The sequence below is a fragment of the Mycolicibacterium aichiense genome, assembly GCF_010726245.1.
GTDB classification, from domain to species: Bacteria; Actinomycetota; Actinomycetes; order Mycobacteriales; family Mycobacteriaceae; genus Mycobacterium; species Mycobacterium aichiense.
Window position 1 is genome coordinate 2,875,160 of record NZ_AP022561.1, and the last position, 23,782, is coordinate 2,898,941.

Annotated in this window: 25 protein-coding genes; 14 read left to right on the top strand and 11 right to left on the bottom strand. The window is 68.3% G+C overall.

The window, feature by feature from the left end; translation table 11 throughout:
* Together G6N32_RS13930 and G6N32_RS13935 are read left to right on the top strand one after the other, a co-directional pair.
* On the top strand, nt 1–1,080 hold the full coding sequence (locus G6N32_RS13930) for a DUF1214 domain-containing protein (RefSeq protein ID WP_115321173.1): 1,080 nt from the start codon (nt 1–3) through the stop codon (nt 1,078–1,080).
* Nucleotides 1,077–2,324 (top strand): sulfotransferase family protein, encoded by a 1,248-nt coding sequence (locus tag G6N32_RS13935; RefSeq protein ID WP_115320096.1) that lies wholly within the window; start codon nt 1,077–1,079, stop codon nt 2,322–2,324. Before G6N32_RS13930 ends, G6N32_RS13935 begins: the two co-directional genes overlap by 4 nt.
* Here G6N32_RS13935 and mug read toward each other — a convergent pair.
* Nucleotides 2,240–2,818: a G/U mismatch-specific DNA glycosylase gene (gene mug / locus G6N32_RS13940; protein WP_115320097.1), complete on the bottom strand. Its 579-nt coding sequence runs from the start codon at nt 2,816–2,818 to the stop codon at nt 2,240–2,242. The two genes, G6N32_RS13935 and mug, sit on opposite strands and share 85 nt — an antisense overlap.
* Before the next feature lie 94 nt (nt 2,819–2,912).
* On the opposite strand from mug, the gene G6N32_RS13945 reads away from it, so the two are divergent.
* The gene (locus G6N32_RS13945) at nt 2,913–3,782 is read left to right on the top strand and encodes an aldo/keto reductase (RefSeq protein ID WP_115320098.1); all 870 of its coding nucleotides are present in this window, start codon (nt 2,913–2,915) and stop codon (nt 3,780–3,782) included.
* Nucleotides 3,783–3,785: 3 nt separating this feature from the next.
* Here G6N32_RS13945 and G6N32_RS13950 read toward each other — a convergent pair whose 3' ends face one another.
* On the bottom strand, nt 3,786–4,361 hold the full coding sequence (locus tag G6N32_RS13950) for a restriction endonuclease (protein ID WP_147292028.1): 576 nt from the start codon (nt 4,359–4,361) through the stop codon (nt 3,786–3,788).
* Between the two features lie 112 nt (nt 4,362–4,473).
* On the opposite strand from G6N32_RS13950, the gene G6N32_RS13955 reads away from it, so the two are divergent.
* Together G6N32_RS13955 and G6N32_RS13960 are read left to right on the top strand one after the other, a co-directional pair.
* A complete protein-coding gene (locus tag G6N32_RS13955; RefSeq protein ID WP_115320100.1) occupies nt 4,474–5,436 on the top strand; it encodes an LLM class flavin-dependent oxidoreductase in 963 nt (320 codons plus the stop codon).
* A gap of 172 nt (nt 5,437–5,608) precedes the next feature.
* Entirely contained in the window at nt 5,609–6,040 is a 432-nt protein-coding gene (locus G6N32_RS13960) for an STAS domain-containing protein (RefSeq protein WP_115320101.1), read from the top strand.
* A gap of 10 nt (nt 6,041–6,050) precedes the next feature.
* Here the strand turns inward: G6N32_RS13960 and G6N32_RS13965 are convergent, their stop codons facing one another.
* A complete protein-coding gene (locus G6N32_RS13965) occupies nt 6,051–6,977 on the bottom strand; it encodes a homocysteine S-methyltransferase family protein (protein ID WP_115320102.1) in 927 nt (308 codons plus the stop codon).
* Between the two features lie 59 nt (nt 6,978–7,036).
* Here G6N32_RS13965 and G6N32_RS13970 point away from each other — a divergent pair, with 59 nt between their 5' ends.
* On the top strand, nt 7,037–7,633 hold the full coding sequence (locus G6N32_RS13970; RefSeq protein ID WP_115320103.1) for an Rv1352/Rv1906c domain-containing protein: 597 nt from the start codon (nt 7,037–7,039) through the stop codon (nt 7,631–7,633).
* 10 nt (nt 7,634–7,643) lie between these two features.
* Here the strand turns inward: G6N32_RS13970 and G6N32_RS13975 are convergent, their stop codons facing one another.
* Nucleotides 7,644–8,423 carry a CDP-diacylglycerol diphosphatase gene (locus G6N32_RS13975; protein ID WP_115321174.1) on the bottom strand — a complete coding sequence of 260 codons (780 nt, stop codon included), beginning with the start codon at nt 8,421–8,423 and terminating at the stop codon, nt 7,644–7,646.
* Nucleotides 8,424–8,549: 126 nt separating this feature from the next.
* Here G6N32_RS13975 and G6N32_RS13980 point away from each other — a divergent pair, with 126 nt between their 5' ends.
* The 3 genes from G6N32_RS13980 to G6N32_RS13990 are packed head-to-tail and all read left to right on the top strand — an operon-like array spanning nt 8,550 to nt 10,882.
* Complete coding sequence (locus tag G6N32_RS13980; RefSeq protein WP_115320104.1) at nt 8,550–8,954, top strand: TOBE domain-containing protein; 405 nt, start codon at nt 8,550–8,552, stop codon at nt 8,952–8,954.
* Nucleotides 8,954–9,724, top strand: coding sequence for a molybdate ABC transporter substrate-binding protein (gene modA, locus G6N32_RS13985; RefSeq protein WP_115321175.1), 771 nt, complete (start codon nt 8,954–8,956; stop codon nt 9,722–9,724). The genes G6N32_RS13980 and modA overlap by 1 nt, the downstream gene beginning before the upstream one ends.
* Before the next feature lie 21 nt (nt 9,725–9,745).
* Complete coding sequence (locus tag G6N32_RS13990; RefSeq protein WP_115320105.1) at nt 9,746–10,882, top strand: alkaline phosphatase family protein; 1,137 nt, start codon at nt 9,746–9,748, stop codon at nt 10,880–10,882.
* A gap of 9 nt (nt 10,883–10,891) precedes the next feature.
* Here G6N32_RS13990 and G6N32_RS13995 read toward each other — a convergent pair whose 3' ends face one another.
* Entirely contained in the window at nt 10,892–12,172 is a 1,281-nt protein-coding gene (locus G6N32_RS13995; RefSeq protein WP_115320106.1) for a diguanylate cyclase domain-containing protein, read from the bottom strand.
* A 126-nt stretch (nt 12,173–12,298) separates the two neighbouring features.
* On the opposite strand from G6N32_RS13995, the gene yaaA reads away from it, so the two are divergent.
* Entirely contained in the window at nt 12,299–13,045 is a 747-nt protein-coding gene (gene yaaA, locus G6N32_RS14000; protein ID WP_115320107.1) for a peroxide stress protein YaaA, read from the top strand.
* Nucleotides 13,046–13,221: 176 nt separating this feature from the next.
* On the top strand, nt 13,222–14,346 hold the full coding sequence (locus G6N32_RS14005) for a diguanylate cyclase domain-containing protein (protein WP_115320108.1): 1,125 nt from the start codon (nt 13,222–13,224) through the stop codon (nt 14,344–14,346).
* A 3-nt stretch (nt 14,347–14,349) separates the two neighbouring features.
* On the opposite strand, the gene G6N32_RS14010 is transcribed toward G6N32_RS14005, so the two are convergent.
* Entirely contained in the window at nt 14,350–14,745 is a 396-nt protein-coding gene (locus tag G6N32_RS14010; RefSeq protein ID WP_115320109.1) for a nuclear transport factor 2 family protein, read from the bottom strand.
* Between the two features lie 118 nt (nt 14,746–14,863).
* Between G6N32_RS14010 and speB the strand changes: the two genes are divergently transcribed.
* Nucleotides 14,864–15,859, top strand: coding sequence for an agmatinase (gene speB / locus G6N32_RS14015; RefSeq protein WP_115321176.1), 996 nt, complete (start codon nt 14,864–14,866; stop codon nt 15,857–15,859).
* On the opposite strand, the gene G6N32_RS14020 is transcribed toward speB, so the two are convergent.
* Both G6N32_RS14020 and G6N32_RS14025 read right to left on the bottom strand, forming a co-directional pair.
* Nucleotides 15,856–16,986, bottom strand: coding sequence for a hypothetical protein (locus tag G6N32_RS14020; protein WP_115320110.1), 1,131 nt, complete (start codon nt 16,984–16,986; stop codon nt 15,856–15,858). The two genes, speB and G6N32_RS14020, sit on opposite strands and share 4 nt — an antisense overlap.
* Nucleotides 16,983–18,302, bottom strand: coding sequence for a hypothetical protein (locus G6N32_RS14025; RefSeq protein WP_115320111.1), 1,320 nt, complete (start codon nt 18,300–18,302; stop codon nt 16,983–16,985). The genes G6N32_RS14020 and G6N32_RS14025 overlap by 4 nt, the downstream gene beginning before the upstream one ends.
* A gap of 66 nt (nt 18,303–18,368) precedes the next feature.
* On the opposite strand from G6N32_RS14025, the gene G6N32_RS14030 reads away from it, so the two are divergent.
* Nucleotides 18,369–19,028: a hypothetical protein gene (locus tag G6N32_RS14030; protein ID WP_115320112.1), complete on the top strand. Its 660-nt coding sequence runs from the start codon at nt 18,369–18,371 to the stop codon at nt 19,026–19,028.
* A 62-nt stretch (nt 19,029–19,090) separates the two neighbouring features.
* Here G6N32_RS14030 and G6N32_RS14035 read toward each other — a convergent pair whose 3' ends face one another.
* The 3 genes from G6N32_RS14035 to G6N32_RS14045 all read right to left on the bottom strand — a co-directional run bounded on the left by G6N32_RS14035 (nt 19,091) and on the right by G6N32_RS14045 (nt 22,726).
* Nucleotides 19,091–20,449, bottom strand: a complete 1,359-nt coding sequence (locus G6N32_RS14035; RefSeq protein ID WP_115321177.1) for a CHAT domain-containing protein — start codon at nt 20,447–20,449, stop codon at nt 19,091–19,093.
* Complete coding sequence (locus G6N32_RS14040) at nt 20,446–22,128, bottom strand: hypothetical protein (protein ID WP_163789263.1); 1,683 nt, start codon at nt 22,126–22,128, stop codon at nt 20,446–20,448. The genes G6N32_RS14035 and G6N32_RS14040 overlap by 4 nt, the downstream gene beginning before the upstream one ends.
* A gap of 100 nt (nt 22,129–22,228) precedes the next feature.
* The gene (locus G6N32_RS14045; RefSeq protein WP_115320114.1) at nt 22,229–22,726 is read right to left on the bottom strand and encodes a lipoprotein LpqH; all 498 of its coding nucleotides are present in this window, start codon (nt 22,724–22,726) and stop codon (nt 22,229–22,231) included.
* Nucleotides 22,727–22,910: 184 nt separating this feature from the next.
* On the opposite strand from G6N32_RS14045, the gene G6N32_RS14050 reads away from it, so the two are divergent.
* On the top strand, nt 22,911–23,768 hold the full coding sequence (locus tag G6N32_RS14050) for a type IV toxin-antitoxin system AbiEi family antitoxin (RefSeq protein ID WP_115320115.1): 858 nt from the start codon (nt 22,911–22,913) through the stop codon (nt 23,766–23,768).
* The last annotated feature ends 14 nt before the right edge of the window (nt 23,769–23,782 follow it).

Genomic DNA, 23,782 nt, shown 5'->3' on the forward strand with positions numbered 1-23,782 from the left:
ATGGCAGGCGATGAATTGTCGACCGCTTTCCACGAGTTGCTCGACGAACTCGGCGGGATCGAACGCAAGTTCCTGGCCAGCGATCCGCCGCTGCCGGAAGCCGACATCCTCGACGGCTATCGACTGACGTTCAGCCTGCTGCGCGTCGCGGTCGACACTTATGTCTGGGGCGACAAGGACAACCCGCGGTTCGTCGACGTGATCGGGCCGTATCAGCGTTGGGGCGGTGACAACTCGGACGCGTTCTATCAACTGGCGCCGATCGATCCCACCCGCACCTACCGGGTGACCGGGAACCGGGGTGATTCGGTGTACCTGTCGATCACCGTCTACGGCGGACCCGACGACGGCCACTACAGCAACCGCATCGTCGGAACGATGAACGATCGCTCCCTGCACTTCGACGCCGACGGCAACTTCGACTTCACCATCAGCCCCGACCCGCAGGCAGGCGCCTGGCTCAGACTGGAGGACGACGCCGTCGTCGCCCTGACCCGCGACTACCTGGACAACCCCGAAACCGATCGCCGGGCGCAGTGGAAGATCGAGGCCATCGATCCCCCGGCCCGCAAGCGCGACGATCGCGCCGACCTGATCCGCCGATTACGCGCCGCGCGGACCTGGCTCGCCGAGCAGTACTCGTTCATCCCCACCACGGTCGAGCCGCCCAATGAGATCGCCGAGCCCTACCCGGTTCCGCAGCAGACCTACGGATGGGCTGCCGGCGACGCGGCGTACGCGATGGGCGCCTATGAACTGCAGCCCGGCCAGGCACTGATCATCGACGGCACATCGCCGAACTGCGTGTTCTGGAACCTGTGCCTGTGGAATCCGTTCCTGCACACCTACGACTACACCTACGAGCGGGTCACGATCAACGGCGCACACGTCACCTACGAACCCGATGGGTCCTGGCGAATCGTGGTCTGCGACATCGATCCCGGCCACCCCAACTGGGTGTCGACGGCCGGGCGCTCCAAGGGCCTGATCTGGCTGCGCTGGTTCCTGCCCGAGGAGACCCCGAAACGGCCCACCTGCCGGGTCGTCGACGTCGCTCAGGTCGCCGGGGGTCTGGCATGACCGCCGACGTGCAGCGCCCCCAGCCGATCCGATTGACTGATCTCGCGCAGCCGTTGTTCCCCGAGGCCGCCCAGCCGATGCGGGATGCGCTCGCCGGCTACGGATCCACCCTCGCGCTGACCTCAGAAGCGTTGCTGGCCAACGCAACCGAACGCACCGGGCTGACCGGCTGGGGTGACGACGGCTTCCGGGAACGACTGGACGTGCTGACGGCGTCCCTGCGCGAGGAGGCCGGGCTCTCCGACGTCGGCACCGCCGTGGTCTTCGAACAACTGGTCGGCAACCTGGTCAACCGGCTGCGGCTGGAGGCGCTGATCGCCGAGCACCCCGAGATCGAGGACATCGAGATTGCGCGTCCGATCATCATCTGCGGGCTGCCCCGCACCGGCACCACTCACCTGCACAACCTGATCGCCGCCGACCCGAACATGCGATACCTGCCTTACTGGGAGAGCCTGGAACCCTTCCCCGCGCCAGGCGAAGAGGACCAAGCACGGCGCGACCGATGTACGGCGGGGCTCGATCTGGTCGATGCGTCGATGCCGGAATTCAAGCGCATGCACGATATGACCGTCGACCACGCGCACGAAGAGATCCAGCTGCTGGCCAACGACATCTCCGGCATGCTCTTCGAAACGACCTACTATCTGCCGTCGTTCGCCGCGCACTACAAGTCCCACGACCAGGCGCCGTCGTACGCCTACCTCAAACGTCAGCTGCAAGCCATGCAGTGGCTGCGCGGGGGCACCCGCTGGGTATTGAAGTCACCGCAGCACCTCGAGCAGTTCCCCACCCTGTATGCCACCTTCCCGGACGCGACTTTCGTTGTTACGCATCGAGATCCGGTCGAGGTGACGCGCTCGATGGTCACGATGATCGCCTACGCCTCCCGAATGGCCAGCGCCGCACCCGATCCGGTGACGATCGCGCGGTACTGGCTGGACCGGGCCGACGACCTGTTCAGCGGCTGCCTGCGCGACCGCGACGTACTCCCGGCCGATCAGTCGATCGACGTGCGGTTCACCGAGTTCATGGCCGACGAGCAGGGCACCCTGGCGGCGATCTACGGCGTGGCCGATCAGCCGTTCGACGACGAGGTGCGCGCCGCGATGGCCGGCTTCATCGCCGAGCATCCCCGCGGCCGCTACGGCGAGGTGATCTACGACCTCGCCGATGTGGGACTCGACGCCGGCGAGGTCGCCGAGCGACTCAGCGGATACCGGGAACGGTTCATCGAGACATAGTCGTGCAATTCGGCATACGCCGTCACAAGGCCGTCGAGGGTGAAACGCCGGTTACGGCCGCTGGGGTTGGGAAGGACCCACGCCGCGATGCCCGCAACCGGGTCGCGCTGAAGCCCCCACTTCACCGCACGGGTTCCGAGCACCACCGAGATCGCCGGCTTACCGAGGAAGGCCAGGACGTGCGGGGAGGCCGCCCGCATCGTGGTCTCGAACGCCGTGAGTGACTGCCGGATCTCGCGAGTCGACACTTCATGCGCGGCCGACGTCGGCCGGGTCACGACGGCGGTGATCCCGCATCCGTAGTCCAGCAGGCTTCGTTCCTCCGACGGGGCCAACTGCCGGTCGGTGAATCCGGCACGGTGGATCGCCGCCCAGAAGCGGTTCGTTGCGCTGGAGAAGTTGTATCCGTCGGCCTGCGCCGTCAGCGCCGGATTGATACCGCAGAAAACGACGTCCAGACCCTGGGCCAGGATGTCCGGCTGATATGTCCGCATCAGAAAACCAGTCAAGCATCATCGCCGCTATTCGACAGGTCCGGGCACCGGTGCCACTCTCGATAGAGAGTCAACCACCGACGAACGGAGCACCATGGCGGACGAGACGAACGCAGCGGCAGCCGGCACGATCACCATCGGCGAGCTGACCGTGAACCGACTCGGCTTCGGATCGATGCGACTTACCGGTAAAGGTGTCTGGGGTCCGCCGCAGGATCATGACGAAGCCATACGGGTTCTGCGTCGCGCCGTCGAACTCGGCGTCAACTTCATCGATACCGCCGACTCGTACGGTCCCTACGTCGCCGAAGATCTGATCCGCGAGGCACTGCATCCGTATGCCGACGGCGTCGTGATCGCCACCAAGGCCGGACTGCTGCGCACCGGACCGGACGTCTGGATACCGCTCGGCAACCCCAGCTATCTCCGCCAGGAGGTCGAACTCAGCCTGCGCCGGCTCGGCGTCGATCGAATCGATCTGCATCAGCTTCACCGGGTCGACCCGAATTTTCCGCTCGAGGACCAGGTCGGCGAGCTCGCCGCGTTGCAACAAGAAGGCAAGATCCGGCACATCGGACTCTCCGAGGTCGACGTCGACCAGCTCAAGGCCGCCCAAAAAGTTGCACCCATCGTCTCGGTGCAGAACCTCTACAACCTGACCACCCGCACGGCCGAACCGCTGCTCGAGGAGGCGCAGGCGCAGGGCATCGCGTTCATTCCGTGGTTCCCGCTGGCAGCCGGGCCACTCGCCGACGCCGACGGACCCTTGAGTTCGTTGGCCGCCGATCACGGCGCCAGCCCGTCGCAGCTCGCGCTGGCGTGGCTGCTCAAGCGCTCGCCGGTAATCGTGCCGATCCCCGGAACCTCCCGCGTCGACCACCTCGAACCGAACGTCGCTGCCGCCGGGATCGAACTGACCGAGGAGGAGTTCGCGGCCATCGACGCGGCCACCGCCGGCACGTAGCGGTCAGCGCCGCAGGCGGGACAGCCGCGCGAGCCGCGTGCGGTCGACCAGCACGCACCCGTGTACCTCGGCGAGTTGTTGGGCGGCCCTGGTGTACCGGTGATTGGAGACCACCATGGTGGCCGTGCAGTCGTGGACGGCGGCACCGGCGACGACCTGCTGGATCGCTGAGCCGTTGACCACTCGACTCTGCCGCTTGCACTGAACCGCGGTCCGGACGTCGTCGCGGGTCGCGATCAGATCGACGCCGAAATCACCTGTTGCCCTGGTGATTTCGACCATATAGCCGAGACCGCGCAAGATTGCCGCCACATAGTGCTCGAACTCGGCACCGGTCATCACGTCGACGGCAGCCTGCCCGGTGGCGCGGTAGAGCGCATCGCGCCGGAGGTTTCGGCGGTGGTCCAGCCAGGCCAGCAGTGCCCGCCACGCACTCACCACGACCGCCACCGCGCTCAGCCCGGCCAGCACCCACCCCAGGCTGTTGAGCATGCCGACGAACCCCAGCAGCGCGGTGGCGACCACCCACAGACCCAGCCACTGCACTGCCGTCCTCAAAGCGACCGAGCCCTCGTACACGCCGCCACCGTAGCGACGGCCACCGACAGCCCCTCCCGGCGACCGAGTACAGCCGCCAAATCGTGACCCGTTCGCATCGAGTTTGGCGCAATCACCCCAATACAGTGCTCAGATGCTTGCAATTCTCCGCTTCAATTTCGCCTCCCCAGGCGGAGATCCCGGCGTCCAGGGTGAATTGCTTTCGGCTGCAATGGAGTTGGCGCAGTTCGGGGACCGGCACGGAATCGCGGCGATCAGCGTCGACGAACACCACGTCACCGGCCACGGCTGGAGCTGCAATCCCGTGATGATCGCGGGGATGTTCCTGGCCCGCACGGCCAACATGATCGCCAGTATCGACTGCGCACTGGGGCCGCTGTGGAACCCGGTCCGACTGGCCGAGGACATCGCGCTCGTCGATGCCATGAGCGGCGGACGGCTGCACACCACGGTCGGCCTGGGTTACCGAGAAGAGGAATACCGGACGCTCGGGGTGGACTTCGGCAAGCGCGGCGAGCTGATGGATCAGCTGCTGGAGACCATGCTCGCCGCGTGGACGGGTGACTCCGGAGTCGTGTCGGGCACCTGGACCAAACCGCACCCTCCGCTCTATGTCGGCGGCGGCGTCCGGGCCACCGTCCGTCGTGCGGTGCGGTTCGGCCTGCCGCTGAGCCTTCCCGACCACCGGCCCGACCTGGCGGAGTACTACACCGAGTTGTGCCGGCAGGCCGGCCTGCAACCATTCGTCCTCATGCCGCCCGCGATCAACCGGGGAATGATCTATCTGCACTCCGACCCCGAGCGGGCCTGGGCCGAACTCGGTAGCCACATTCTGTGGGAGGCGGTCACCTACGGGGCGTGGTCCGATGACCCTTCGCGGTCGGCGATGCACCTGCCGGGGGTGCAGACCCTGGAAGAGGTGCGGGCCTCCGGCCGGTACCGGTTCCTCACCCCGGACCAGCTGATCGACGAGGTGCGGGCAACCGCAAACTACGGGCCGATCGTGATGCATCCGCTGGTTGGCGGCATGCCGGTGGAGGAAGCGTGGAAGTCCGTAACTCTGCTTACAGACGAGGTCCTACCGGCTCTGCGATAGCCGTTTCGGTGGCTGACGTTGCCCGATTTCGGGGGTGCACCCGAAAGTTGGGTTCTTAACAAGGATTTAGCCACTGCTCCCGGTGACCTTAAATTTGCGGCATAACGTTTGGGTCAAGTTGAGGCGGTCTATAACCCGTCACACACGCACCATGACCGAAACGAGGCACCTCATGACGAGCTTCACGTCGCGATACGGCAACCCGGCTGTCGACTTCGAGGGTGCCCACGTTCGAGCTCATTCTCGGCACATGGCAACGGTTGTCGCGGTCAGCGGACGGATCGATTCGGTGAACGTCGACCGGGTCACCGAATGCGCCAAGCGGCTGGTCCTCGCCGAGAAACCGTTCGTTCTGGACCTGTCCGGTGTGAGCTCGTTTGCTCCGCAGGCGATCCGGTTGCTGTGCGATATCGACGATGTGTGCGCCGCCGCCGGCGTGGAGTGGGCCGTGGTCGGAAGCGACGCGGTGATCCGCCGTCTGCGCCGGGACAGCGATGTCGTGTTCCCCATCGTGGGTTCGGTCGCCGAGGCGGAGCATGAGTTCGACGACGCGGTTCTCAACCGTCGTCGCCTGCTGCTTCCGCTGCTGAGCAAGACCGCCTGACCGACGCTCGCTATTCGGCGAGCAGCGCTCCGAGGGCGCGCATGTGTTCGTCGGTGGTGCCGCAGCATCCGCCGACAACGGCTATTCGGTAATCGCGCCGCAGAACGTTCATGGCGGCGGCGAATTCGGCGGGCGGATCACTTTCGGCGTGATCCAATGCCACCAATTCCGCGGGACTCAGCGTGGAACCGTTGGCCTTGACCTCGTTGATCCGGTCGACCGCGTCGCCACCGTGCCCCAGGGCGCGTGCGGCGACGGTGGGATGGATGCACGACAGCGAGAAGTACGTCGGCGCTGCTGCGTCATCGACCTGCCGGATGGCCTCGGCCAGCGGGGTTCCGTCCAGCAGCCGGGTGTCCGCCCCGAGCACCCAGGACACCACGAACGGCAATCCGGTTTGGGCCATCGCGCGCGCGGCGCCGACCGCCTCCCCGACCGCCGGGAACGTGGCCGCGAACAGAAAGTCCACTCCCGCCTCGGCGAGGGCGTCGACCTGCGGCCGGTGGTACTCGAAGGCGTCGGACGCCGAGGGCGCCTCGGCGGGCAAGTAGGCATCACCGGCCGGGCCGAGCACCCCGGCAACCCACACCGGCGGCCCGGAGTGGCCGTCGAGCAGCTGCCGGTGAAACGCGACCGCGGCGCTGTTGAGCCGCCGCACGGCCTCGGTGTCGCCGAGTCCGGCGCGACGGGTGTAGTTCAGGCTCGCCCGAAACGTCGGTGTGCCGATCACCAGCGGCACACCGGTCGAGGCCGCCGCATCCAGATAACTGCGATAGATCTCCGCGAGTGCCGCCTCGCCTTGAGGGTCGCCGAGCAGTCCCGCGACCTGGACATCGGGATCCATCGCGATCGGTGTCTCGAACATGACGCGCGTTTCGATCGCGCCGTCGGTGAGCACCGGAATGCCGCTCGCGACGACATCGGTGAAACTGGACATCAGCTGACGTTAACTCAGTCTGGATCGGCCGGGTGCGGCGCCGGGTTACCCTAGTTGACGTGGGTCGAATAACACATGTGATCGCGATCAGTGCGCTGGCGGTGGCAGCCGGCGTCATCGGCGGGGGTGTCGCAGCCGCCGACCCGACCACCACCCCGGCGCCCACGCCGTCCCCGACCGGGCCCGCACCCGGTCCGGTCGACGCGTCAGCCCCGACGCCCTCTCCGGACGCAACGCCGGCACCCGGCGCAACCCCGGCACCCGGCGCAACCCCGGCACCCGGCGCGACGCCGGCCGGCGCCCCGAAGTCCACCATCGACAGCGACGGCACCTACAAGGTCGGTGTCGACATCGTGCCGGGCACGTATGCGTCGGCAGGACCTGTGGAAGGTGGGGCGTGCTACTGGAAGCGCACCGGCGGACCCGACGGCCAGACCAACGTCGACAACGCGCTGACCAAGAAACCCGCGGTGGTACAGATCGATCCGGGCGACACCACATTCAAGACCGACGGCTGCCAGCCCTGGACGCTGACCGATCAGCAGCCGCCGGCACCCGCGGGACCGCTGCTGTCGCAACTTCAGCTCCGCCACGCGCTCGACACCCTCAACGGGATGGCCGGGGCGTCCGGCCAGGGACAGATGCCGCCGTACTGAGCCGGCCAGGTTATTTGGCGGTACCGGGCGTCGCCGCAACAGGCGGCGGGCAGGAGTCGTGATCCTGCAACTCTTCACCGCCGGCGTTGCCGGTGTCGTCGGCGCGGTCGGCCAAGACGACGAAGCCCGACCGGCCGGCGGAGTCGGTGGCGCCGACGACCACCAGCGTGTACTCCCCCATGTCGTCGCGGGCGCCGGCGACGCCGTCGGCAAGGAGCGTGAACGGGTTCGCGTCGAGATCGGTGCCGTCGACCGCCCTCGCCCAATAGGTGTGGCCGCTCAGCGGAACCGGGACCGGTGCCCACGTCGTACTAATCGCACCGGCGGCCGCGCGCAGCGCGTCGTGGACGTCGGCGCGCAGACAGTCGATGTGGATGTGCAGCTGGTTCTGCGTCCGCGCGATCGCCGAATTGATCGCCAGGCTCATCCAATCTCGCGGGATGGTGCCGCCGGCCCGCTGTTCGACGAATGACCGCGCCTGCCAGGCCGCGCCGAAGTAGTTGGTGGCGTTGGGCTCTCGCAGCTCGGGGCTTTCGATACCCGGGATGCGGGCGGTCGGTATCAGCAGGTACTGCCGGTCGCCGACGATGTCCTTGAGCACCGCGTAGCCGCCGCCTTCGCCGCGGCTGAGGTCGACTCGCGAACACGGCGCCGGGTCGCGATGCTGTTGGACGTCGACGACGCACTGGTCGTGGACGATCCGCCACAACGCATTCGGATCGGCGTTGGCGGTCTGCGGAGCGAGCAGTCCCAGCGCCAGTGCCGCCGCCAGCGGTGCGCCACCGCGCATGAGTCGCACGGCCACACCCTACGACGCCGGTGTAACCGAGCCGGCCGACGCACGCTGTTTCCTCAACTGCGGCTGAAACAAGTCGTTGAATCCGCGAGTGCGGATGAAATCGGCTAGTGTTCCGCCGTGCCGATGTTGCGAATTCGAGAGGCCGCCGAGCTGCTCGGCGTCAGTGACGACACCATCCGGCGCTGGATCGACGACGGCGGTCTACCGACCGGCAGCGACCAGTCCGGCCGCAAGACCGTCGACGGCGCGGCGCTGGCCGCCCACTCCCGCAAGAGTGCCGCCGCGGGCCCCAAGGACCCGCTCTCGGTCGCCAGCTCCGCCCGGAATCGATTCGCCGGACTCGTCACGAAGGTGGTCGCCGACACCGTGATGGCTCAGGTGGAGATGCAGTGCGGGCCGTTCACCGTGGTCTCGCTGATGAGCAGTGAGTCCGTGCGGGACCTGAACCTGGAACCGGGAAGCGTTGCAGTGGCTGTCGTCAAGGCCACCACGGTCATCGTCGAAACCTCAGGAGCGAAGTGATCACACGTCCGATTGCGGCACTGACCGCCGGTCTGCTTCTCATCGCCGGCTGCAGTTCCTCGTCCCAGCAAACGTCGTCGACGACCTCGTCGGGTGACCAGAAGATCATCGTGTTCGCCGCCGCGTCCCTGAAGAAGACCTTCACCGCAATCGGCGATCAGTTCAACAAGGACAATCCCGGTGCCTCCGTGGAGTTCTCGTTTGCGGGTTCCTCGGATCTGGTCACCCAGCTGACCCAGGGTGCGCCCGCCGATGTCTTCGCCTCCGCCGACACCAAGAACATGGACAAAGCCCGCCAGGCCGGTCTACTTGCCGGGGCACCGGTCAACTTCGCCTCCAACACCCTGACAATCGCCGTCGCTCCCGGAAACCCGAAGGGCATCAAGACGTTTCAAGACCTTGCCAAACCGGGCCTCAATGTCGTGGTGTGCGCCCCACAGGTGCCGTGCGGATCGGCCACCCAGAACGTGGAGAACAAGACCGGGGTGACGCTGACTCCGGTGAGCGAGGAATCCTCGGTCACCGACGTGCTGAACAAGATCACCAGCGGTCAGGCCGACGCGGGGCTGGTCTATGTCACCGATACCGCGGGCGCCGCCGACAAGGTTCTCGCGGTGTCGTTCCCCGAAGCGGCCGGCGCGGTCAACACCTACCCGATCGCCACCCTCGCCCATGCCGGTAATCCCACTCTGGCAGGCAAATTCGTGGATCTCGTGACCAGTCCGGCCGGCCAGGAAATCCTGACGAAAGCCGGTTTCGGCAAACCCTGAGGGCATGGCAGGCTCGACGCCGTGAACCTGCCACGCATCGATGCTGACACCCCGCACCTGGCCGACGTGGTGCCATCGGTGTTGGCCGCGATGGGCGTGGCCGGCTTCGAACCGCGCATCGGATTGGCCGGACCCGTCGCCGGAGCCTGCGTGCTGCTGATCGACGGTCTGGGCGCCGAACTGCTCGACACCTACGCGGCGGACGCCCCGGTTCTGGCCGGGCTGCGCGGCCGCACCCTGCATGTGGGATTCCCGTCGACCACCGCGGCGGGACTGGCGGCGGTGGGCACCGGGCTGCCGTCGGGCGGGCACGGCATGGTCGGCCTGTCCTTCCGGCTGCCCGAGGTGGGCATCATGAACGCACTGCGGTGGCGTCCGCACCCGTGGGGCGATGACGCGCGCGACCAGGCTGTCCCGGAGGAGATTCAGCCACTACCAACGAACTTTGAGCGTGCCGCATCAGCGGGCCTGGCGGTCAGCGTGATCTCCGGTGCCGAATTCACCGGCTCCGGGCTGACCCGGGCGGTGCTGCGCGGCGGCCGCTACGTCGGAGTGATCGGGCTCGGCGACCTGGCCGCCGAAGTCCGCGCGACGGTCGCCGGCGGTGGTTTCTGCTACGGCTACCACGCGGACCTCGACCTGATGGGTCATCTCTACGGACCCGGCTCGCCGGCGTGGCGGATGGAACTGCGGCAGGTGGACCGGCTGGTGGAGTCCGTCGTGGAGGCCCTGCCGGCCGGCGGGCTGCTCGCGGTGGTCGCCGATCACGGCATGGTTACCGTCGACGGCGCGGCCACCGTGGACCTCGACGCCGCCGCGGATCTGCTCGACGGTGTGGCCGCGATCGGCGGCGAGGCGCGGGCCCGTCACGTCTACGTGCGCGACGGCGCCGGCGCCGACGTACTGGCCACCTGGCGCGAGACGCTGGCCGAGCATGCCTGGGTGGTATCGCGTGAGGAGGCGATCACCGCTGGCTGGTTCGGCGACGCGGTCGACGACCGGGTGCGCACCCGCATCGGTGACGTGGTGGCTGCCACGCGCGACCGCGCCGCCTTGGTGCGACGGACCGCCGAACCGATGGAGTCATCGCTGATCGGCCAGCACGGCTCGCTGACGGGCGCCGAACAGCGGGTGCCGCTGCTGCTCGCCTACGGCTGAGGCGATCCATCAGACGTCGCGGTCGCTCCGGACGGCGGATTGGTGAAGCCGTGCCTTGTGCCGGTACATGTCGATGTCGGCTTGGCGAATGAGCTCCTCGGCGGTGTCGGCGTGCCCCCACGTCCACCCCACCGATGCGGTGAGGTCGAACTCGCTCGAGTCGGCGGTGTAGCGGCCGGTCAGCGCCGAGCGCACGGCTACCGACAGGGCGCGCACCTGTTCGTCCCGCGCGGCTTCCGGCAACAAGACGACGAACTCGTCGCCGCCCAGGCGATACGCCGAATTCGGTTCTTCGACAGCATTTCTCAGTCGTCGAGCCACCTCGGCGAGAACGACGTCACCGGTGGCGTGCCCGTGCGAGTCGTTGACATGTTTGAAGCCGTCCAGGTCGATGAAGATCATGCCGACCGGAGTCGCCGGCCGGGCGCTCTGCTGTTGGGCGACGCGACTGACCAGAGCACGCCGGTTGTGGAGCCCGGTGAGTTGATCGGTGACGGCCAGCCGGGCCAGCTCGGCTTCGGCGACCCGCCGCGCGGTGACGTCCTGGAACTGCGCGATGACGAGGTCCTCGGCTCCCGGCAATCGGCCCGGCACCAGTACTGCGCTGCGCTGCATCCAGATCACGCTGCCGTCGCGGCGGATATACCGGCGCTCAGAGGAGATCTGGGTGACCGTCCCGGCCAGCAGCGCCGCCATCTCCTGCTCACCGGCGGCAACGTCGTCGGGGTGGACGAACTCGCGGTAGTCGCGGCCGACGAGTTCGGGTGCGCCGTAGCCGATCAATTCGCACAACGCCGGGTTGGCGAGCAACACCTCGCCGGTCTTCATCGCGACCGCTTTACCGTACGGAGCGTTGGCCATGCTGACCTCGAACAGCCGGCGTGCGTCATCGAGGGTGCGCTCGGCTTGGGCCTCCTCGGTGAGGTCGGTGCCCTGAACGTAGAAGCCGTGCACTTCGCCGTCGACGATGTTGGGGACGTAGGAGAGCAGGGTGCGCCGCGTGGCGCCGCCCAGGCCCACCAGCTCGCGCTCGAACAGCTGCTCGTGGCCGGCGAGGGCGCCCATGATGTAGGGCAGGTTCAGCGTGTAGACGGCTTCGCCCAACACTTCGCGGATATGCCGGCCGTGCACCTGATCCGGCGCCATCGCGAAGTACTGCAGGTAGGCATCATTGGCAATCACGTTGCGGAGATTGCGATCCCAATATCCGACGATGCCCGGCAGATGGTTGATGAGTTGCCACAGTTGCCGGAGTTCGTCGTCAGGGTTCGGCTGTTCGGCCGACGCCACCCATACCCCTCGATGCGCTGCTGGTGAGTCGTGTCCTGTTGTGTCAAAACACTGACCGCCAAATTTATCAGCGTCGCGCCGGGGCCAGGTACTGGCGTCGCGGAGTCCCCGCTACCGTTCTGGACCGTGATCGTTCTGCTTCCGCCGTCGGAAACCAAATGCAGTGGCGGGGACGGGCCCCCGCTGCGACTCGACGGTCTGAGCTATCCGGCACTGGGTCCGCTGCGCCGGGACCTGCTCGACGAACTCGTCACGCTGGCCGCCGATCGCGAGGCGTGCCGGGCGGCGCTGGGGATCTCCCCCGCGCAGGACGCCGAGATCGACCGCAATGCCGCGCTGCTGAGCTCCCCCACGCTGCCCGCCATCGTCCGCTACACCGGCGTGCTCTACGACGCGCTGGATGTGGAGTCGCTGCGCGGCGCCGCGAAGGCGCGGGCGCACGCTCGGCTGGCGGTGGGATCCGCCTTGTTCGGAGTGCTGCGTGCCGACGACCCGATTCCGGCCTACCGGCTGTCGGCCGGCTCCAAACTTCCCGGCAGCGCGACGCTCGCGGCCCGGTGGCGTCCGGTCCTGGAGCCCGTCCTGGCGGAGATGGCCGCCGCCGAGCTGATCGTCGACCTGCGCTCGGGCTCGTACGCCGCGCTGGGCCGGCTGCCCGACGCGGTACGGGTCGACGTTCTCGCCGAACATCCGGATGGCCGCCGAACCGTCGTCACGCATTTCAACAAGGCGCACAAGGGCCGGTTCGCCAGGGCCCTCGCGACATCGCGGTCCGAACCCGGCGACGCGGCCGCGGTCGCCGCGGTGGCCCGCCGCGCCGGGATGCATGTCGAGCGGGCAGGCAACGAGCTCACCGTCGTCGTCCCGGCGTGACCGAATCCGGCCATTCGCCACACCGGTCGAATTGTCGTATGCGGAAAAACTGAGAAAACCGGGGGTGGCCAGTGCAGAAAGCGTTCGCTAGGCTCGGAACCCGGCATCGGTAGCGCACGCGCGATTTCGTTGCTGACACGTCGTGCAGCAGCGGTGCGATCACGAAGGGTGGGGTAATGCGTCTGGCGCTGTCCCCTCGATCCGCAAATCAGTACTACACCTTGACCGCCCTGCTGGCCGCCCGTGGCGCACAGACCTACACCTCCCGGGTGATCGCCGGCTGCGTCTTCACGCTGGGCCTGATCACGTTGTCGACCATCGGCAGCTCGGCGACGCTGCAGTGGCCGTTCAGCCGAGCGCTGCTGATCGTGGTGTCGGCTCTGTGCTTCACATCGACGTTCATCTGGTTGCGGCACCGGTGGCCGACTCGTAACGAGTCGGCGTTGCTGGTCGCCGTCGCGGCGGTGTCCATCGCGATCGGATCCATCATTCCGGTGGTGCCGCTCTACGGACTGCTGGGTGCATCGTCGTTCGCGTTGATCGTCGGATACACGGCGCTCTTTCACGGGCCGCGTTTGTTGGCGACGGTCCTGGCGATCGCTCTGGGCACCCTGCTCTACCTGGCGGTACAGATGGCCGGCGACGACCTGCCGCTGACGCTGGCCGGTGTCGCGCTGATCCTGCTGCTGTATGTCTTCGCGGCGTTCTCCTGCCGGATGGTGGTGTGGCTGACCGGCGCCGAGGACGGCGCCGACGCCGTCGAGCCGCTCACCGGACTGCTCAACCGCGACGCGTTCTATCTCCAGACGGCCACGCTTCTGGCCTCGCGCAACCGCGGCGACGACCGCTATCTGGTGATCGCGGTCGTCAACATCGACAGCTTCGCGGCGATGGTCGCCGTCGCAGGCAACCGCGGCGCCAACCGGGCACGGGTGGCCGCGGGTCAGGCTCTGCGTGAGACGGTACGCCGTGACGCGATCCTCGGACATGTCAGCGAAGCGGAATTCCTTGTCGCCGACTGCTTCACGACGCCCGATTCGTCACCGCTGATCGAGCGGATCCGCGGTGCGGTGGCCTCCTCGCCGGCCGGGATGACGGCCAGTATCGGTGTGGTGAGCACCCCGCTTCAGCCACTCGTGGAGCACCCGCCCCACGAGATCCTCGACGAAATCGTGGCGTTGGCCACCACCGCGATGTACGAGGCACGGCGGGCCGGCGGCAATCAGGCCCGCTATGTGGTGAGCCCGAACCTCAGCATCTCCGATGGCGACAACGACGAGCACGACACCCCGATGCTCTGACCCTCAGCGGCTGGCCTGCCGGACGCCGCTGGGCGCGCCCACCGAGTCCGGGTCGACTTCAACGCCGTAGGAGGTGATCGAGGCGATCTCGGCGTCGGCGAATTCGATGATGTGGCAACTCGACACGATCGTGACGCCATCCTGGCGCCGGTACCGGCCCAGCACCTCGACGACGACGGTGTCGTCCTGTTCCACCGTGAGGCACCGGTCCCAGGTGGCCACGGTCGCGGCGAGACCGCCCGCGGTGTCACGGCACGTCGAGGCGACGGCGTCGGCGCCCTCGAGCACCGAGTAGCCGACGATCGTCCATACGACATCGCGGGCCAGGTGCCCGAGCGCGTCGTCGAATCGGTGCTGGGCGAACGCGCGGGCAATCTCGGCTCGGGTCGATTCACCCACGGCCAACTCCCATCTGATGCTCTTCCGTTGAGGCTAACCCGGCCGGCTCGACGGCGGTAATGTCTGGCCAATGAGTTCCGGTCATGACCACCAGCCCGCGCGTGATCTGCCTCCCGGCATGGCCGGGCAACTGGATCTGCCCTATGCGGGCCTGGCCTCGTTCGGGCATCGCCCGTTCCTGACCGAGCCGGAGCAGTTGGACAGCTGGCGCCCGGACGTGGCGATCGTCGGCGCCCCGTTCGATATCGCCACCACCAACCGTCCGGGTGCCCGGTTCGGCCCGCGCGCCATCCGGGCCACCGCTTACGAACCGGGCACGTATCACATGGATCTCGGGCTGGAGATCTTCGACTGGCTCGAGGTCGTCGACTTCGGTGACGCCCATTGCCCGCATGGGCTGACCGAGGTGTCGCATGCCAACATCCGCGAGCGGGTGCACACCGTCGCATCGCGGGGCATCGTGCCGGTGGTGCTGGGCGGCGACCACTCGATCACCTGGCCGTCGGCCACCGCGGTCGCCGACGTGCACGGGTACGGCAATGTCGGGATCGTGCATTTCGATGCCCACGCCGACACCGCTGACATCATCGACGGCAACCTGGCCAGCCACGGCACCCCGATGCGACGGCTGATCGAGTCGGGGGCCGTTCCCGGAACGCATTTCGTTCAGGTCGGGTTGCGCGGGTACTGGCCGCCCCAGGACACCTTCGAATGGATGCAGGAACAGGGCATGACCTGGCACACCATGCAGGAGATCTGGGACCACGGCTTCAAGGAAGTGATGCGGCGCGCCGTCTCCGAAGCCCTCGACAAGGCCGACAAGCTTTATGTGTCAGTCGATATCGACGTTCTGGATCCCGCCCATGCACCCGGAACCGGCACACCTGAGCCGGGCGGGATCACCAGTGCCGACCTGCTGCGCATGGTCCGCCAACTCTGTTACGAGCACGACGTCGCCGGCGTCGACGTGGTGGAGGTCGCCCCCGCCTACGACCACGCCGAGTTGACCGTCAATGCCGCCCACCGGGTGGTGTTCGAGGCGCTGGCCGGGATGGCGGCCCGCCGCCGCGACGCGGCAAACGCCAAGCCCGGGCCGCCGTCGCCGCTGGCCTAGTAGTCGGACTCCGCGGCCAGGGTCTCGGCGAGGAACGCGTCGGGCCCCGGTAACGCGAGTCGCCGCCGGGCGAACCGCCGAACCCGTTCCCGCGCGTCGGCGGTCTCCGCCACCTCCGCCCCCACGGTGACGGCGGTCGCCGACCAGTCCTGGTCCCACCCGCCGGCGGCGGTCAGCGCAGCGTTCGACCGATCGAGCAGCGGGATCGTCGCGCGGCCCGATGCGTCGAGTACGCCCACACCGGTGATGTCCCCGCAGCGCAGCGCCACCGGGACACCGGCGGGTGAGCCGGGTCCGATCACCGCGGTGTGTAGCGTCGCGGTCGCCGCGTCGCCGTCGGCGGCCACCGCCCAGCCCACGGTGTCCTCCGCGGCGTCGAACACGCCACCGGGTACCCCCGACCAGGCGATCGACGCCGCCCCGCGGGCGATGAGTCCCGGTGGAGCCGGTCCGGTGTCGCGACCGGCGGCCAGCGCATAGTCGTCCTGGTGCACCGCCGCCGGCTGCAGCTGGAGGTTGTCGACGGCATCGCTCAGGTCGGCCCAGCCCGGTGCGTCGACACCGATGTCCTCGGCCAGCCGGACGGACTTGCGGACCAGCTCGACCACCCGCGGGTCACCGACGAGCAGATGCATCGCGAGGGCTCCGGCGTGCGGGGCCAGCAGCGCACCGATGTCGGCGTCCAGGCTGTCCTCTCCGACGAAGTCCTCGGCATCGGAGGTCAGCAGCGCGATCTCGGCATCCAGCAGCGCCGGATCGAGGCCGAGGATGCCGTCGCGCACACTGGCAGGCCACCACCGGCGCAGCCAATGCCCAACCGCCAGCCTGCGCAACCCGTCCACCGCGCCGGGCCGCAGCTCGATGCCCGAAAGATCCACTGCGGCTTCGTGATCCGGCGCAACCGCGGTGGCGGCGGCCAGCGCCTGATGGCCGTCTTCGCCGAGAACCCGCCACAGCCAGTCCGCACGGGCGGCGTCGGTCAGGGTGATCTGTGCACCGGATGCATCCACGGACTCGTCGACGGTCCAGGCCAGCACCGCGCCGTCGACCTCGAGGACCGCGACCAGCGGCACCGCAGCCACCGCGGGCCCGATCCGCCACAATCCCGAGTCGGCTACGAGTCTCATTGGAGCACCTGCACTTCCAGCATCGCCTTGATCCGCTGCCGGTGGTCGAGGCTCACCGAACGGGCGACCCCCTCGAGCAGGGCGCGCAGGTCGTCGACATCGGCACAAGGTTCCTGCCACACGTCGCGGCCATGCAGCCGCGCCCACAGCCGGCTCAGGTAGGGCTGGGCGAAGCATGCGAGGTCCTCGATGACCCGGAGCTGACGCGGGTGCACCGGATCGGCCCCGGCCAGTACCCGGCGTGCATGCAGTACGTACGCCTCCTTGCGCAGCCGGGCCTGGATGATCGTCGCCACCTGATAGGTGGTCGCGGCCCGTTCGTCCAGCGGTGCCAGCTGGCCGGCCACCTCGATACCCGCCACCAGCGCAGCCTGCTTGTCCTCCCCCAGGAAACCCCATGGGGCACAGGCGCGGTCGACCTCCTCGGCGCACAGCAGCGGCACGTCTGGCAACTCGTCACGATCCAGCGCGCGGCGCAGCGTGGCCCGCACCCGGTCCACCACGCTGCGGTCCAGCGGGCGGTCACGCTCCGGCCCGCCGGTCAACGGCGGCGGCGCCAGCGGCAGTGCCGCGGTCAGACCGAGGTCGACCAGCGACCACGGCAATGATGACGGTTGACTGCGAGCGCGGGCGCCGAGGTTGTGCGGCGTTGCGTCGGCAATCAGCGCCGACCACACCCGTTGGCGCGCAACGGCGCCACGATGCCCCTCGGCTGGACCCAGCACCGTTGTCAGGCCGGCCAGGAACGGTCCGCTGATGCTGTCGTCGGCGCGAACATCGGCCCAGCTGCGGTGCAATTGGGCCGACAGGCGAGCCATCACCTGCGGTGAGGCGACGTGCGCGTTGAGCACCTCGACGGCGGTACGGTCGCGGTCGTCGTGAACGGCACGCAGCGCCGCCGACGCCACGTCGGGCCCATCCCCGCCGGGCGCCCCGTCGGTGACGGCGAGCTCGAAACACACTGGGAAATAGAGGTCTTGGGCGTTTCCGGTGGTGATTCGAAGACGGCGGCGTTCCTGCTTCATCAACTCGAACCATGCCGCGGCCCACCGCAGCCGGTCCGCATGGTCGCCGATCACGTCGGCCATCTCAGCCGCCACCTCGGCGTCGACGAACGGTGCGGAGTAGCCGGGATTGCTGCGCAGCCGCAGCACCAGCGGATCGATGATCCGCTTCACCGTCCTGCGCAGCGGGCCACCGTCGTCACCGCTGAGAACCTCCACGCCGGGGCCGATCATCCGCCACGCACGGTCGATCACGGCCCGTCGCGGTTGCGACGTGCCGACACCTGCGACCGTGTCCGAGCCGGCGCTCATCGGGACAGAATAAGGCCAGCGCAAAGTTGGGTTCGGTAGCCGCCGACGGTCGGCACGCTGCACACCATGTCTGATGCACTCCTGGGCGCCATCGCCGTCGTCTCCGCCATCGCACTCGCCTCGATCATCGTCGCCGCCGGCCTCTCCGGACAGCCGCCGCGCAGGCGGCGCCCACGCAGCACCCGCTGCCCGCGCTCGATCGGCGTTGGCACCGTGCAGATGGTGGCGGGATCCGACGATCCCGTGATCGTGATCGAAGTGGAAAGTGTTGCCGGCCAGCGCTTCACCGGTCGACTGTGCCACGGCGCCGACGACGAGGTGCTCTCTGCGCTGCGCCCCGGGGTGATCGTGCTGGTGTCCTTCGACCCGGCCAGCCGCAAGCAGCTCTCGCTGGCCGACGACGCGGTCGCAGTCCGGGCCACCGCCGACCACACACTGCTGCGCCAGGGCGTGCTCACCCATGACCAGCTCGATCTGATCCGGTTCGGCACCCGCTCCTGCGGTGTGGTGACCGGCATGCGGGCCACCGGTCGTCAGCGCGAGGAGCTCTGTGAGGTCGAACTGGATCTGATCGTCACCCGACGGGGCGGCGGCCAGTTCCCGGCCCGGGAGATCACCCTGGTGCCGCAGACCGCGCTCGCCAAGGTCTCCCCCGGCAGCATCATCGACACCTACTACCTGCCGGAGGACGAGTCCGCGATCGCGGTGTGCGTGCCCCCTGCCTAAGCGCTCGGCGCGTTCATCGACACCGCAGCTGATCACCTCCGCTCTGTCGCGGCCGCCGCCGCTCACCGGGCGCCCCCGACCGCGAAGGTGACCACCGCAGCCCAATACAACGGGCTCGCTCCGGCATCGCCGTCGCGCCACCGGCGCATCTGGGACCGCTGCCAGCGATTCACGCTCGCCACCGCGTCGTCGGTCTCGTGGGCGTCGTCGACGGCCATCACCACCTCGGCCATCGGATCCTCGGCACGCCCGGTGAACCGGCGATAGCCGGCGGTCGTCGGCAGCGACCACAGCGTGGCAGTCACCAGCTCACTGCCGCAGAGAACCATCGCGGCGACCAGCCCGGTCGCTTCGTCGAACTGATAGTCACCGCCGGAACCGCATGCGAGCAGCGCCACCCGTGGAGGCAGCGGCAGATGCGCGGCCATCAGGTCCGAGGCCAGCAGCGGGCGGTGATCGCCGACCGGCTCGGCCCCGCCCTCCGCCGCGGACGTGCATGCCAGGTGCAGCGCAGCACGGTCGGCGTACCCGTGCGCACGGTCGGCGGCACTGGCATGACCGACGAACAGCATCCGGCTCGGAGCCCGCTGCAGATGTGCAGCCAGCCAGCTCCGGTCGGCGTCGCTTCGGCGGAACAACTCCACGGGGGCGCTGACGTCGGGCAGCACCGCGCGGTGCGCGAACAGCTCGCCGAAATGGCGGGACAAAGCGCCCTCGCTCGACGGCCGGCCCAGCACCGACCCCAGGGCGGAATCGGGCCGCTGGCCCGGTACGCGGGGATCGACCACGAGAAGTGCTGGCGCACCTCGTCTTTCGTTCCATCGCGCCGGTGTGCGCGGGGCATGCGCGATGTTGGGCGGTACCGCCATGACCACGTCGACCAGCTCCATCAGTCGCACACCCTCGGTGACGGCATCGATGTCGGCGAGCTGCCACGGAATTCGCGCCGCAGTGGTCCCGGTGAAGGTGACCGCCTCCTTGCGGGCGGCGACCAGTTCCTCGGGACTCGGCCCGGTCAGCGGGACAGCCATGGCCGCCCACGGGATGCGGGCCAGGCGCGCGCTCGGTGAGACGAACAGGACCGGGCGCGGACCGGCGGCAGATGCCGCGTCCCGGGTCGCATCGGCGATCAGCTGCCACCCCGGCCCGGAGATCAGCAACACACCGAGGATGTACGCGAGGGTCAACTCGCCGGTCTGCGTGGCGAACGGGCCGCGGGTCAACGCCCGGTCGAGCGCGTCGGCCAAACTCTCGTCACCGTCGGGATCGGGCAGTGCCGCGCGCAGTTCCTCCAGCGCGGCCAGCACGATCGGCTCGTGCACCACCCACGTCACCGTGCGCTGCGGTTGGCTGACCACGCGCAGGCTGGCATAGGTCGCCACGCCGACGTCGGCGTAGCGCAGCACCAGGGTCGTGGTCATGGCCACGTCGACCAGACGGGGCCGTCGGAGGTCACGGCTTGGCCGTAGCGGTTCTGCGCAAGAAGCCGATAGCGCGCCAGGATCGGTGAGCCGTCGGGATCCATCTGCAGTGGCGGCAGCGCCCCGAGCGTCGTCTGTGTCAGGGCGTCGACCGAATAGCCGCCGGCGGCCAGGGCTTCCTCGTCGAACGTCTCGACGGGGACCGTCACCGTGGCCGACGCTTCCCAGCCGCCGGCTTCGCCCCGCGGCTGACTGGCGAAAGTTCCACGTGCGCAGTGGTATTCGATGAGCTCACTGAGCAGTTCGTCGTTCTCCCATTCCCAGGCCACCGAGAAGGCACCGGCCAGCATGCGCGCCGACACCTGAGAGGCCCACCGCCATCGTGCGTCCGCATCGGTCATGGCGTAGCGCACCGAGTCGACCGCGAGCGCTGCCGGAATCTTGAGTTCGGCGGCCTTCTCCAGCTTGGCCAGCGCACTGCGGTGGCGGTCGCTCCCGGAGTCGAACCGCGTGACTCCGTGGGAGGCGACCTGGCGCTCCTTGTGCGCCTGCCAGCTATCCGAGGGATCGCCGATCCCGTCGAAGTTCAGATCGGCCAACGCGTCGGCCCGCCAGATCGAACCGAGGTGGTCGTCGAGCCGCGCATACTGCAGCCAACTCGATCGCGGCCAGCCGTCGAGGAACCGTCGTGCCTCCGCCACCTGTTCGACAGCCTCATCGAACCGGCCGCGGAACACCGATATCCAGCTGCGCTGCAACAGAATGCGGTGGACGAACAGCGGACGGCCCAACTCGCGCCACTGCGTCTCGGCGTGGCCCCAGGATTCGTCGGCCTCTTTGAGCCAGCCGACACCGAGCCGGGTCAGCCCGAAATACAGCCAGCAGCGGGCGACATCGTGAGCGCGGGAATGCTCGGCGATCACCGGGTAGGCCGACCCGACGAGACGTTCGGTGGATTCATGGTCGCCGCGCATCCACATGGCCGCGGCGGTCTCCAGTTCGGCTCTGGCCCAATACAGTTTCCACTCGCGGCGCTGCGCACGGGCACCGGCCCGACGCAACCACTGCTCCCCTTCGTCGACCCTGCCGGTCTCCACGCAGAACCGGCCGTACGCCAGCCCGGCGGCGACCAACAGCTGGTCGGCGTCGTCAGTGCCGTCGGCCAGCTCGTCGATGACCGGAATGATGTCCTGCCACAACTGCGCTGCCGGCACATGCAGGTCGTCGTCGCACAGCGCGGTTGCGCACAGCACCCCGGCCAACGTCGCGAGATGGCGCTGCTCGGGATCGAGGTCGGCGAACCGCTGCCCGCTGTCGTCGTCGCGCAGTCCGGTGAGCTCGGCCGCGGCGTGTTCGTGTTCCCCGGCTGCTGCCGCCAGACCGGTGCGCAGGAAACGTGCTCGCAGGGTGTAGCGCGCGACCATCCGGTCGGTGCCTGCCCCGCGGGCGGGGTAGGCGGCGAGGCAGTCGGTCATGCGCTTGAGGCATTCCCGCGTGCCGTCGTAAGCCGTTCGGGTGAGATAGATTTCGCCGAGCTGGGCGAAGGCCTCAAGTGCGAGGTCGTCGCGGTCCTCGCTCTCGATCTGCGGCATCAGCGACAGCAGGAGGTCCTTGGCCTTCTCCTCCTGAGCGGCGAGGGCGAGCTGGCGAGCCCGTTGCAGATCGCCGGTGATGGACACGGCTGGATCATAAGTCGGCCACCGCCGCCGATACGGATAACGGCGAGACGGCGGACGTGCTCGGCACGTCCGCCGTCCGTCGCCCGAACGGTTGGTCACGTCACTTGCAGGTGACGGAGATTTCGAACTTCTTGCTGATCATGCCGGCCATCGGGTTCTTCATGTCGGCGCCGGCCGCCTCACCGGTGATGGTGTAGGTGCTGCCGTCCACCTTCACATCGGCAGAACCGGTCTTCATGCCCATGTTGTCGCTGACCGCGAGCGCGTTGCCGTCGACGACCATCCCGAGAGACTGCACGGTCGGCGGCTGGCCGTCTTTCATGACCACACCGAGCCCTTGCTGACCGCCCACCGCGCCGCTGGCGATGTTGATCGTGCCGCCCTGCTTCACGCATGTCACGGAGTTCAGGTCCAGGCCCTGGAGGTCATTCCCCTCGACCTTCACCGACGTCTTCCCGCTGGAGGCCACCGAGACACTGGTGGGCGCGGCGCCCGTCGCCGAGCTGGAGCCCTTGCTGCTGCTGTTGTTGTCGGAGCAAGCCATGAGCAGCATGCTGCAGCCGAGCACGCCGACACCGACCGCGAGGATTCGCTTCACCTGTGTTCCCTTCGTTCGCGCGGCGCCTCGGTGGCGCCGTCACGAGGGAAGTACAACTGGGGCTCGCGGCTACCGATCCCAAACTTCTCCCGCCGAGATCGACGCCAGCGTGCCCGCCTCCCGCACTTTCGCGCGCCAGCGTCGATCTCGATGGATTGTCGGTGGCATACGCCAGCATGCGGGGATGAATCGCGTGTTCATCGGTAGTGAAGCGCTCGCCGCCGAGCAGCTGACCGAGCACGAGTTACGCCGCTGGTACCGGCCCATCTATCGCGATGTTTACGTCGCGGCGTCCGTCGACCCGTCATTGGCCGATCGGACCTGGGCGGCGTGGTTGTGGTCCAGGCGACGGGCCGTGATATCGGGTGTGGCGGCCGCCGCGTTGCACGGCTCGCAGTGGGTCGACGTCCACGAGCCGATCGAATTGATCGGCCGCAACTCCCGCCCGCACGACGGGCTGATCGTCCGAAACGAAACACTCAGAGCCGGCGAGGTTGGGCAGGTCTCAGGTCTGCCGGTGACCACCCCGGTGCGAACCGCATTCGATCTTGGTCGTCACCTGCCCGCCGAGACGGCGATTGCCCGCCTTGACGCGCTCAAGTGGGCCACCTTCTTCTCGATCGACGACGTCGTGCAGCTGGCGCGCGCGCACCCGGGCGCACGCGGCCTGCGGCAGCTCACAGCGATTCTTCCGCTCGTCGATGGCGGAGCGGCGTCCCCCAAGGAGACCTGGCTACGAATGCTGTTGATCGATGCGGGTTTTCCGCCGCCGACCACACAGATACCCGTCACGGATGGCTGGCGGATACTGGCCGTCCTCGATATGGGTTGGGACGACATCAAAGTGGCCGTCGAGTACGACGGCGATCATCACCGGACGAACCGAGCCCAATACGTCAAGGACCAACGCCGGATACGCAGACTCGAACAGCTGGGTTGGATCGTCATCCGGGTGATCGCAGAGGACCGCCCTGAGGATGTCGTCCGGCAGGTGCGCGAGGCAATCCGGCGTCGAACGTCACCGAGATCGACGGTGGCGTGAGGGTTACTCGCACT

Bases quoted from the DNA above. Each gene is read 5' to 3' on its own strand.
- G6N32_RS13930 (WP_115321173.1), top strand. From the start codon at position 1: ATGGCAGGCGATGAATTGTCGACCGCTTTCCACGAGTTGCTCGACGAA.
- G6N32_RS13935 (WP_115320096.1), top strand. From the start codon at position 1,077: ATGACCGCCGACGTGCAGCGCCCCCAGCCGATCCGATTGACTGATCTC.
- mug (WP_115320097.1), bottom strand. From the start codon at position 2,818: ATGCGGACATATCAGCCGGACATCCTGGCCCAGGGTCTGGACGTCGTT.
- G6N32_RS13945 (WP_115320098.1), top strand. From the start codon at position 2,913: ATGGCGGACGAGACGAACGCAGCGGCAGCCGGCACGATCACCATCGGC.
- G6N32_RS13955 (WP_115320100.1), top strand. From the start codon at position 4,474: ATGCTTGCAATTCTCCGCTTCAATTTCGCCTCCCCAGGCGGAGATCCC.
- G6N32_RS13960 (WP_115320101.1), top strand. From the start codon at position 5,609: ATGACGAGCTTCACGTCGCGATACGGCAACCCGGCTGTCGACTTCGAG.
- G6N32_RS13965 (WP_115320102.1), bottom strand. From the start codon at position 6,977: ATGTCCAGTTTCACCGATGTCGTCGCGAGCGGCATTCCGGTGCTCACC.
- G6N32_RS13975 (WP_115321174.1), bottom strand. From the start codon at position 8,423: ATGCGCGGTGGCGCACCGCTGGCGGCGGCACTGGCGCTGGGACTGCTC.
- G6N32_RS14005 (WP_115320108.1), top strand. From the start codon at position 13,222: ATGCGTCTGGCGCTGTCCCCTCGATCCGCAAATCAGTACTACACCTTG.
- speB (WP_115321176.1), top strand. From the start codon at position 14,864: ATGGCCGGGCAACTGGATCTGCCCTATGCGGGCCTGGCCTCGTTCGGG.
- G6N32_RS14020 (WP_115320110.1), bottom strand. From the start codon at position 16,986: ATGAGACTCGTAGCCGACTCGGGATTGTGGCGGATCGGGCCCGCGGTG.
- G6N32_RS14025 (WP_115320111.1), bottom strand. From the start codon at position 18,302: ATGAGCGCCGGCTCGGACACGGTCGCAGGTGTCGGCACGTCGCAACCG.
- G6N32_RS14030 (WP_115320112.1), top strand. From the start codon at position 18,369: ATGTCTGATGCACTCCTGGGCGCCATCGCCGTCGTCTCCGCCATCGCA.
- G6N32_RS14035 (WP_115321177.1), bottom strand. From the start codon at position 20,449: ATGACCACGACCCTGGTGCTGCGCTACGCCGACGTCGGCGTGGCGACC.
- G6N32_RS14050 (WP_115320115.1), top strand. From the start codon at position 22,911: ATGAATCGCGTGTTCATCGGTAGTGAAGCGCTCGCCGCCGAGCAGCTG.